The sequence below is a fragment of the Aliiroseovarius salicola genome, assembly GCF_027891095.1.
In the GTDB taxonomy this organism is placed as follows: Bacteria; Pseudomonadota; Alphaproteobacteria; order Rhodobacterales; family Rhodobacteraceae; genus Aliiroseovarius; species Aliiroseovarius salicola.
Genome location: NZ_JAQIIO010000005.1, coordinates 262,802 through 272,620, shown reverse-complemented (window position 1 = coordinate 272,620; position 9,819 = coordinate 262,802). Strand labels below are relative to the sequence as shown.

Genomic DNA, 9,819 nt, shown 5'->3' with positions numbered 1-9,819 from the left:
CCCTCCAGACCGTGGAAATCTTAAGGACGCGATCCTCCCGGAGAGCAGAATAGGGATATTAAACCATCCTCATATCTCCTTTGCCCTTTAAAACTGACACTCTCCCAAGGGGCAGCGACTGGTCCAGTGGAGTACCTCGCCGCTCACAATACGCGCCGCAGCACACCCGCCGGGGGCAGGGGGCCAACCGGAGTGTCCACGCTTTCTGCCCGATGATTGAACCAGAACTCTTCACTTGCGGTCCTGCGGGTGCGCACCCCTTCCGGCATCACCTGCCGTTCAATCCCAACTCGCAGGCAGAGTTGTTCTACCAGACGGTCCAGCCCGTCAGCATCTAGCCATGCGCCGCAATAGCTGTGCGAATTGTCCCCCACCAGAACTGGCGCGCCTGTCTGGGTTTCGAGCAAGACCGGTGCTTGGCCGACCAACTCTTCCAGATAGCCCGTGACCGCACCATCCCCCTGAAGGGCAACCGGCATGTCAGGGCGCAGGCTTTCCACCCGCGATATGGTAACATCCAGCCCGCATATGGCCGGGGGCAGTGGCACGGGAATCTTAAAACCCGCGTCCCGCGCGCCCGTGCGCGGACCATAGGCAACATACCCTTCCGCCTTGGACAGGGCTTGTTTCAGCCCCTCCATCAGGTGCATCACACCGGGTGCCATGATCAGCCTGTAATTGGTGAAATCGGTCTGAGATGGCGGCACGATATCCACCGAAAGCCCTGCACGTCGCAAAGCCCTGTAGTGGTCAAAGACCAGCGAGAAGTAACTCAGCCCCGCCCCGTGTGGCTGCGTGTTCCAGGCCCAATCAGAATCATAGTCGAAAATCAACGCGACAGGGGCTTGATGGGGGCGTACTTCTGGCGCATCTGCAAGCTCTGCCGCGACCTCACGTGCTTCGTGAATGGCCGGGGCATCCTTGCTGTCAGGGCGCAATAGACCTGCATGCATCTGCTCCTGCGCAAAGGGGGCTTGGCGCCAGCGGAAATAACAGACCGCTTCGGCACCATGGGCAAACGCCTCCCATGTCCACAGGCGCACAATTCCGGGCAAGGGAGAGGGATTGTAGGGCGCCCAGTTCACCGGGCCGGGCTGCTGCTCCATGACCCACCAGCGACCGCGGCCCACGGCGCGGTAGAGATCGTGGTGGAAGGCCTGAAAATCCGGGTCCCCTTGGCGCGCATAGGCGCGTTGATGGTCGGCATCCGCGCCAACCCTGTCTTCAAGAAACCCAAGCGGATAGCTGTCCCACGTGGCAATCTCCAGATCCGCGCCCACAGCGAAATGGTCGAAATCGGTGACCCGGCCCATATAGTTGTGCGACACCGGCGCTTTGGATTGGGCTTTGATCTCGTCGACTTGAATCTTGTTGAATGTCACCACCATGTCGGATGTGTAGCGGCGGAAATCCTGCACATGGGGGGGATTGGGTTCTGTGACGGTCAAATTTGGCAGATCCACCTCGTCAAAGCTGCGATACTCCATCGACCAGAAGATATTGCGCCAAGCTTCGTTCAGAGTGTTGATGTCGCCGTAGCGGCCCGCGAGCCAATTGCGAAATCCGTCCCGTGCCGCATCAGAATAAGAAATCGTTGTGTCATGGCAGCCATATTCATTGTCGGTCTGCCAGGCACCAATATGTGGGTTCTGCCCGTACCGCTCTGCCATCAGACGGGTGATGCGGCGGCTTTCTTCGCGGTAGCCCAAGTGGCTAAAACAATAATGCCGCCGCGAGCCAAATTTGCGCGGGCGGCCGTCGGCATCCACGGCGAGCATATCTGGGTGTTTGTCGATCATCCAACGCGGCGGCGTGGCCGTGGGGGTGCCGAGCACCACGCGCAGCCCAACCGCACCCAGCGTATCAATTGCACGGTCCAACCATTCCCAGCGCAGATCGCCCGAGGTGGGTTCAAGGCGCGACCATGAAAACTCGCCAATCCGAACCCAGGTCAGCCCAGCCTCGGCCATCCGGCGCGCATCGTCTGCCCAGATTTCTTCCGGCCAATGTTCGGGGTAATAGCAGGTGCCCAATGTGCGTTTCATGGTGTTCTCACAATATGACCCGGTGCTCGGGTTGGCCTTTGGTGTTGGTTTGGATGGCAAAGGTTTTGCCCGCCATTGTGTCGTCGGCCAGACCATCCGCTGCGGTGGTGACATAAAGAGTGGTGAGCTCTGCTCCACCAAAACAGGGGCAAGAAGCTTGCGGGGTTGGCACCGCGTGGGTTTCAATCAGCGCGCCTGTGGGATCATAACATGCCACACGCCCTGCGCCCCATTGCGCATTCCAGAAATGGCCAGCCGCGTCCACCACAGCACCGTCTGCCCCAAACTTCTGATCGCGCAGATCCAGATAAGTCTCTGGATCGCCAATTGGCCAGCCTTGCCCGTCGAGCGCCTGGCACATCACCCGACCATCCTTGGTATCGGTGAAATAGGCGAGGCGACCATCCGGAGCAAAACAGATTGCGTTTGCAATGGTGATCTTGTCGTAAAGCTTTCGCAGTTCTCCGCAATAATAGCGGTAAATCGACCCAGCGCCGGGTTCGGCGTTATAGCCCATCGTACCGATCCAAAATCCACCCTGTGGGTCGGCCCGCCCGTCATTGGAACGGGTCACGGGATTGTCCGCTTCCAGATCGACCAGTTTCTCTCGTGCGCCGGATGTAATGTTGAACCGCCAAAGGGCATTGGCACTGGCTATGATCAGCGTGTCATGATCCACCCAACCTGCGGCCGAAACACAGTCATCAAACTGCCAGCTCTGTTCTTCGTCACCGACCCGGGTCAGCAGGCGTTTTCCCAGAATGTCGAACCAGAAGAACTGCGCGCGCTCCGGATGCCAGAACGCGCCTTCACCAAGGGTGCAGATTGTTTGGGAAAAAACCTCAGCCGTCATCGTAAAGCCTTGTCGTATGTGGTGACAATTTCGGCGGCGAGCTTTGCAACCTGTTCGGCCGAGCATCCGGGCTTGTAGATGTTTGACCCCATGCCGAACCCGGTGATCCCCGCATCCAGCCAGCTTGCGAAATCATCCGGGCCGACGCCCCCCACTGCGTAGGATTTGGTACCCGCAGGCAGGACCGCCGACAGAGCCTTGAACCCGTCGATGCCCAGTTTGAAGGCTGGGAAAAACTTCAACCCGTCTGCCCCAGCGCGCAAGGCTGAGAAGGCTTCAGTTGGGGTCAGGACGCCGGGATAAGAGGCCATCGCATACGCTTTGGTGGCTTTGATGACCTCCGGGTTGGAATCGGGCGATACAACAAGCTGCGCACCGATCCCCGCCAGACGCTCGACTGAGGTCACATCCAACACGGTCCCGGCGCCAATCACCGCCCGGTCGCCCGCGTGTTTCACCATGCGCTCGATGCTGTCGAACGGATCAGGTGAGTTCAGCGGCACTTCGATTGTGGTGATCCCGGCGGCAATCAATGCGTCGAGAACGTCTGTTGCCTCATCCGGGGTGATCCCGCGCAGGATGGCGATGATGTTGCGGCTCATGAAGCGGCCTTTCCCAATTTTGCGTAGGCGGATTTCAATCCGGCCAATGTCAGTGTTTCGGCATCCACACAGCGCGCGGTGCCGCCGGCCTTTGCCAGTGCCGCTTCATAGGCGCGTGCCACGTCGCCTTCACCGAGGATTAACACCTCTTCCGCTTGCCAAAAAGGACGTGTGGCGGCCAGTTCAGCACCGATCAACAGGGCAGACAGGCGCGCACGCGCGGTGTCGGTGGGAAGGCCGTGCAAAAGCCCCTCCGCACGCAGTGAAAAGAGATTGGCCGCGATGGAAGATGGGTCCGCCATGGCGCTTTCCAGTGCAGCTTCAAACGCCTTTTGATCATGGTCGGTTGTGTTCACGGAATGACGCAGGACGGACTGCGTGCTGATCAGGGCAAAAATCTCACCGGTCATGAATGTGCGAAACTCGGTAACCTGACCCGCCTTGATGCGTACCCATTTGTTATGAGTGCCAGGCAGGCAAAGGGTGCCTTCGAAGTTCTGATCTTCAAGCAAAAGCCCCGCGATCTGGGTTTCCTCGCCGCGCATCACATCTGCTGGGTGCATCTGTTTGACGCCGGGCAGGATACGCACATCCCAGTCCGTTTCAGGAACGCGGGTGGCAATTTCAGCCCCGGGAGGGGCGCAGGGGGTGGCCACATATGGGGCTTCGACCCAGCCCTGTTGTGCCCCCGCCATGCCGCAGATGATAACAGGGCAAGAGGAGGCGTCGGGCACATCCGACAGAAGCTCGGCCAAGGTCGGGGCAAACTGATCTCGCGTCAGCTTTCCCATACCCTTGTCGCTGTCGCGCCGGTCAAGCACCTGCCCATCCCGCGTCATCAGCCAGACTCGCACATGAGAGGTGCCCCAATCCACGGCAATCCAGTCGGGGAATGATGTCATAGCGGTCACCCTGTCACCACAACACCACCATCAACCACAAGGGCTTGCCCGGTGATCATTCGGCTGGAAGATGAGGCAAGAAAAAGGGTCGAGGCGACAATGTCTTCGGGTGTGAGATGTTCCTTGAGGCATTGACGGTCGAGATGGGCGGCCAGAGCTTCCGGCTCAGCCCACATGTCGAGTTGTTTTTGCGTCAGCACCCAGCCGGGGGCAATCGCGTTCACGCGGATCTTGTCAGCTCCGAACTCGCGCGCCAGTGATCGGGTCATCCCGTTGATGCCGGAATTGGCAGTGGTGTAGGCGGGATAGCCGGTGTTGCCCATCATGTAGCTGATCGAGGTGAAGTTGATGATGGAGCCGCCTCCGCCTGCACGCATCCCTGCGACTGCTGCCTGACAGGCAAAGAAATAGGCCTTCAGGTTCACGGCCTGCGCCCAATCCCAGAACTCTTCGGTCACGTCTTCGGTGCTGTGGCGTTGGTCGTTGGCGGCGTTGTTCACCAGCACGGTGATCGACCCATTCCGGTGCGCGCAGTCCTCCATTGCCGCTTTCAGGGCGGGAATGTCGGTGATGTCTCCCTGTACGAAATACGGGCGATTACCGGTCTCGGCTTCCATCCGGTCAACAAATTCCGAGGCATCCGAGCGGCCAATGAAGCCGACTTTGGCGCCTTGGCGCAGGAACCCCTCGGTAAGCGCCGCACCAATGCCGGATCCACCACCGGTGATGAAGACAGAGGTGCCTTTGAGGTCATGGAAGGTGGCTGTCATCAATGGCTCTCCCGTGTGACAGGGCGGGTGTCCTTGCCCACCAGAAAATCAAGATCCGCGCCTTTATCGGCCTGCAGAACATGGTCGACATACATCTTCGCATAGCCGCGCGTGTAGTGGGGGGCAGGTGGGGACCAGGCGGCACGGCGTTTGTCGAGCTCGGCCTGATCCACCAGAAGTTCCAAGACGCCACCCGAGGCCGAAAGTTTGATCCGGTCGCCCGTTTTGACAAGCGCAAGCGGACCACCCGCCGTGGCCTCGGGGGCGACGTGCAGCACCACAGTGCCAAAGGCGGTGCCCGACATACGGGCATCAGAGACGCGGACAATGTCCCGCACACCTTCTTTCACCAGTTTTGCAGGCACCGGCATGTCACCCACTTCGGGCATCCCCGGATAGCCCTTGGGCCCGCAATGCTTCAGAACCAGAATGGAATTCTCATCCACCGGCAGGTCATCACGGTCAATATTGGCCTTCAGCTCTTCGATGCTTTCAAACACATAGGCCTCGCCCTCGTGTTCGAGCAGATGGCCCGAGGCGGCGGACGGTTTCACAATTGCACCATTCGGCGCCAGATTTCCCCGCAGGACGCGCAGCCCGGCGGCTGGTTTGCGAGGTTCATCATACGCAAAGATCACTTCGCGATTATAGCATTCGGCCTCATCGTAGTAATGTGAAATGTCCTTGCTCATCACAGTGTTTGCCTGCCGTAGTTTATGGGCGATTTCCTTCAGCACCACTGGAACACCGCCTGCATAGCAGAAGTCTTCCATCAGGTATTTGCCCGAGGGCATACAGTTGACCAGAAGCGGAATTTCCCCTCCGATTTCGAAGTCGTCCATGGACAGGTCAATGCCAACCCGACCCGCCAGCGCCAATAGATGCACCACAGCATTGGTTGACCCCCCCAGAGCGGCGTTGGTCAGAATTGCGTTTTCAAAGCTTTCCTTGGTCAGAACGTCGGAAAGCTTCAGGTCTTCCTCAACCATCTCGACAATGCGTTTGCCGGTCATATGGGCCAGCGCCATGCGGCGGGCATCGACGGCGGGCAGGGTGCCGTTCATTGGCAGGGCCAGCCCCATCGCTTCGCACAGGGATGACATGGTCGAGGCCGTGCCCATGGTCATGCAAACGCCTTTGGAACGCGACATGCCGCTTTCTGTTGCCATGAAATCCTTGAGCGTCATATCGCCCGCTTTCACATCCATGGCAAACTTGCGCACATCAGTGCCGGACCCCAGGTCGCGGCCTTTCCACTTGCCGTTCAGCATTGGACCGGACGATACCACAATCGAGGGCAGATCCACGGATGCGGCCCCCATCAACTGCCCCGGCGTGGTCTTGTCACAGCCACCAAGCAGCACAACGCCATCCATGCCATAGGCGCGGATGCTCTCTTCCACATCCATCGCCAGCAGGTTACGAAACAGCATCGCGGTGGGCTTCATCTGGGTTTCACCGAGCGACATGACTGGAAACTCGACCGGAAAGCCTCCTGCCTCCCACACGCCACGTTTCACCCCTTCGGCCAGTTCGCGCAGGCCTGAATTACAAGGGGTCAGCTCTGACCAGGTGTTGCAGATGCCAATCACCGGCCGCCCGTCAAAGGCATGGTCCGGAAAACCCTGGTTCTTCATCCATGACCGGCGGATGAACCCGTCTTTGTCGAGCATCCCATACCAGCCGCGATTGCGTCTTTCCTTGCTCATAGTTTGGTTCCTTCGATCACCCACATGTTCAGTGGGAATTGCCATGGCAGCATAAGTCCATGGTTCATAAGGTATTGCCCGCTCAGCTCCAGCGGACCGGTTTTCAGGGCTGGATCGCCGCGTGACAGGGCAGGTGCGTCGTGGCGATTGACCAGTTCGATGCGATACCTCGCCCCAGGGCTGAGGCGCGTCAGCGGTAAAGGGCGTGGCGTGATCTGGCGCGAGGTGTCGGTGATCCCGGCAAAAACAACAAATTTGTTACCTTCTTGAGCCAAATGTTGCTCTGCAATCAGCGATGGGTCAGCACTGTCGAGCCGCAGAATATCTGCCTGCGCCATCCAGTCGCGATTGGACTTCCACCAGGTGGTTGTGCGAGTGAGAACTTCGACCTCGTCTTCGGTCAATTCGCGCGGATCCATTTCGAATCCCATATGTCGCTGGGCGGCGACCCAGGCGCGCATCCGGATGTCGATCACCCGGCCAGATGTATGGCAATGACGCGGTCCCACATGGCTACCAGTTACAACCATTGGCAGGAAGATCGCGGCATTGTGCTGGATGCGCAGCCGCTCCAGCGCATCATTGCTGTCGGACAGCCACACACGGTGGGTGCGTTCGAGAATGCCAAAGTCAATCCGGCCACCGCCCGATGAACAGCTTTCGATTTCCACATGGGGAAAGGCGGCACGCAGCCGGTCGATCAGCGCATAAGAGCCACGGGCCTGCGCTGCGTCAGGGATGGGCAGAACGCGGTTGTGATCCCATTTGATATAGTCGATCTCATACTCTGACAGGACCGCGCTGATCCGCTCAACCAGGAAGTCCTGCACTTCGGGTAGCGCCATGTTCAGCACCATCTGATGCCGCCCAAGGATCTGATCTACATCGCCCAATACCCAATCCGGATGGGCGCGGTACGTGTCGCTGTCCGGGTTAATCATCTCGGGTTCGAACCAGATGCCGAAACTCATGCCAAGCCCTTGAACATGGTCAATCAGCGGTCCCAGCCCGTCGGGATATTTGCGTCGATCCACTTCCCAGTCGGACAGTGATCGTGTGTCATCGTCACGCTTGCCGAACCAGCCGTCATCCAGCACAAACCGCTCGGCCCCTAAGGCGGCGGCGCGCTCGGCGATCTCTTTCAACTCGGGCAGGGTGTGGTTGAAGTAGACGGCTTCCCAGCAATTGTAATGCACCGGGCGCGGGCGGTCAGGGTTCGGGAAGCGCAGGATCCCGTCGCGCAGGTGGCGCTGGAAACCCACGGCGCAGCCATTGATCCCATCATCGGAAAATATTGCGTAAAGCGGAGCAGAGGTGAATTTGCGCTGTGGCGCGTGCTCCGTCATCGTCGCGTTGCCGAACTGGATCTGACGACGGCCATCGGGCAGTTCCTCGGCAATCATGCGATGCCCCCCTGACCAGCCGTAGTGAAACCCATAGGCGTGGCCGCGCGTGTTGGTGGCGCCCTTGCAGGGGACGATCAGACCGGGGAAATGTTCATGCCCGGTGCGGCCTGTGCGGTTTTCACGATCACGCATCCCGGCGGACCATGGCGTATGGTTTATCTGAAATTCACCACACCAGCGGCCAGAGAAATCAATCACCTCGTTCGAGTTTTGTGGAGCGGGGAAGACCGGGGCGGACAGCCAATGCAGATGAACCGGCGCGTCGGCGTCGATCTCGGCCCGTGCGGTGATCATGTGCGAGACCGGGTGGATCGTAAAATGCGCCCGATAGGTCAGTGTGTTCGCTTGGTCTCGATAGCTGAAGGTGAGGCTGTTCTCTTTCTCGGAGGCGTTTTCAAAACGGAAATTTGGCAAAAGTGGCGTGCCGTCACCCGCGCGCAGGATCAAGCCGGGCTGTCCCGGAAAGCTGCGGCTGGCCTCGGGGCAAATCGATAATTCCGGGTTCTGGTCGAGCATCCCACCGGTCACATCCATCTGATGCGCCTGGGCCAGTGCGTTCAGATCTTCACCGTCCGGAAGGCGCGGACCCCAATAGATCACCTCGGGCAATTGCTCGCGTTCTGCTGCGAGTACCAGGCTTTGGCGCCTGTCCTGAAGCAACCAAGTTTGGATCATTTCACGGCTCCAAGTGTGAGACCTGCAATAAAGTGGCGTTGCATCAGAAAGAACATCGCGACAGGCGGTAGGGCGGCAACAATGCTGCCTGCGCTCATCAGGTGATATTGCGCAACAAACTGCGAATTGAAAGAGGTGATGCCTGCGGTCACGGGTTGGGCGTCTGGGCCTTGTGTCAGCACGATCGCCCAGAAATAGTCATTCCAGATGAAGGTGAAGATCAGCACAGAAAGCGCCGCAATGGCCGGTTTCATCAAGGGCATCACTACGTACCAGAAGATACGCCATTCGGCGATGCCTTCGACGCGTGCCGCTTCGATCAGTTCAAACGGCAGGGCGCGAATAAAGTTGCGCATGAAGAGCGTGCAGAACCCAGTTTGGAAGGCAATGTGAAACAGCACAAGCCCCAGCTTGGTGTCGTAAAGCCCGGCCGACACGGTCAGGTCACGCACCGGCACCATCAGGATCTGGAAGGGCACAAAGTTGCCCGCGATGAACATGAAGAAAATGATCAGGTTGCCACGGAAGCGGTAGATGCCAAGGGCAAAGCCGGTCATGCAAGATAGGGCCACAGCACCGATCACCGTCGGAACGGTGATCAGGATCGAGTTCATCATGTATTGCGGCATGTCTGATTCCAGAAACACCTTGCCGTAATTGGTGAAGAACTCAAAGGATGAGGGCAGCCCCCAGTAATTCCCATTCGTGAAATCCGTGAGAGGTCGAATGGAAAACAGCGCGACTGCGATCAAGGGCAGAAGCCACATGATCAAGGCAAGCGGCACCAGGGCCTGATAGGTGATTTGGGCACTGCGGGGACGTTTTTCGATCGGTGTCGGGAACATATTGATTGCCTC

The 9,819-nt window shown here is 58.8% G+C and carries 8 protein-coding genes; all 8 read right to left on the bottom strand.

Features of this window, described 5'->3' with window-relative positions; all coding sequences use genetic code 11:
- Window positions 1-143: 143 nt before the first annotated feature.
- Genes O2N63_RS11725 through O2N63_RS11690 form a run of 8 tightly spaced genes read right to left on the bottom strand, consistent with a single transcriptional unit; the run spans window position 144 to window position 9,807 of the window.
- Entirely contained in the window at window positions 144-2,045 is a 1,902-nt protein-coding gene (locus tag O2N63_RS11725) for a beta-galactosidase (RefSeq protein WP_271054453.1), read from the bottom strand.
- Window positions 2,046-2,052: 7 nt separating this feature from the next.
- Window positions 2,053-2,898, bottom strand: coding sequence for an SMP-30/gluconolactonase/LRE family protein (locus O2N63_RS11720; RefSeq protein ID WP_271054452.1), 846 nt, complete (start codon window positions 2,896-2,898; stop codon window positions 2,053-2,055).
- Window positions 2,895-3,500 (bottom strand): 2-dehydro-3-deoxy-6-phosphogalactonate aldolase, encoded by a 606-nt coding sequence (locus tag O2N63_RS11715; RefSeq protein ID WP_271054451.1) that lies wholly within the window; start codon window positions 3,498-3,500, stop codon window positions 2,895-2,897. Before O2N63_RS11715 ends, O2N63_RS11720 begins: the two co-directional genes overlap by 4 nt.
- Window positions 3,497-4,402: a 2-dehydro-3-deoxygalactonokinase gene (locus O2N63_RS11710; protein WP_271054450.1), complete on the bottom strand. Its 906-nt coding sequence runs from the start codon at window positions 4,400-4,402 to the stop codon at window positions 3,497-3,499. Before O2N63_RS11710 ends, O2N63_RS11715 begins: the two co-directional genes overlap by 4 nt.
- A 5-nt stretch (window positions 4,403-4,407) precedes the next feature.
- Window positions 4,408-5,172 (bottom strand): SDR family NAD(P)-dependent oxidoreductase, encoded by a 765-nt coding sequence (locus tag O2N63_RS11705; protein ID WP_271054449.1) that lies wholly within the window; start codon window positions 5,170-5,172, stop codon window positions 4,408-4,410.
- Entirely contained in the window at window positions 5,172-6,881 is a 1,710-nt protein-coding gene (locus O2N63_RS11700) for an IlvD/Edd family dehydratase (RefSeq protein ID WP_271054448.1), read from the bottom strand. Before O2N63_RS11700 ends, O2N63_RS11705 begins: the two co-directional genes overlap by 1 nt.
- A complete protein-coding gene (locus O2N63_RS11695) occupies window positions 6,878-8,962 on the bottom strand; it encodes an alpha-galactosidase (protein WP_271054447.1) in 2,085 nt (694 codons plus the stop codon). The genes O2N63_RS11700 and O2N63_RS11695 overlap by 4 nt, the downstream gene beginning before the upstream one ends.
- Complete coding sequence (locus O2N63_RS11690; RefSeq protein WP_271054446.1) at window positions 8,959-9,807, bottom strand: carbohydrate ABC transporter permease; 849 nt, start codon at window positions 9,805-9,807, stop codon at window positions 8,959-8,961. The genes O2N63_RS11695 and O2N63_RS11690 overlap by 4 nt, the downstream gene beginning before the upstream one ends.
- Window positions 9,808-9,819: the final 12 nt, after the last annotated feature.

What these genes read in the sequence shown, in the direction of transcription:
- O2N63_RS11725 (WP_271054453.1), bottom strand. Translation starts at nt 2,045, where the DNA reads ATGAAACGCACATTGGGCACCTGCTATTACCCCGAACATTGGCCGGAA.
- O2N63_RS11720 (WP_271054452.1), bottom strand. Translation starts at nt 2,898, where the DNA reads ATGACGGCTGAGGTTTTTTCCCAAACAATCTGCACCCTTGGTGAAGGC.
- O2N63_RS11715 (WP_271054451.1), bottom strand. Translation starts at nt 3,500, where the DNA reads ATGAGCCGCAACATCATCGCCATCCTGCGCGGGATCACCCCGGATGAG.
- O2N63_RS11710 (WP_271054450.1), bottom strand. Translation starts at nt 4,402, where the DNA reads ATGACATCATTCCCCGACTGGATTGCCGTGGATTGGGGCACCTCTCAT.
- O2N63_RS11705 (WP_271054449.1), bottom strand. Translation starts at nt 5,172, where the DNA reads ATGACAGCCACCTTCCATGACCTCAAAGGCACCTCTGTCTTCATCACC.
- O2N63_RS11700 (WP_271054448.1), bottom strand. Translation starts at nt 6,881, where the DNA reads ATGAGCAAGGAAAGACGCAATCGCGGCTGGTATGGGATGCTCGACAAA.
- O2N63_RS11695 (WP_271054447.1), bottom strand. Translation starts at nt 8,962, where the DNA reads ATGATCCAAACTTGGTTGCTTCAGGACAGGCGCCAAAGCCTGGTACTC.
- O2N63_RS11690 (WP_271054446.1), bottom strand. Translation starts at nt 9,807, where the DNA reads ATGTTCCCGACACCGATCGAAAAACGTCCCCGCAGTGCCCAAATCACC.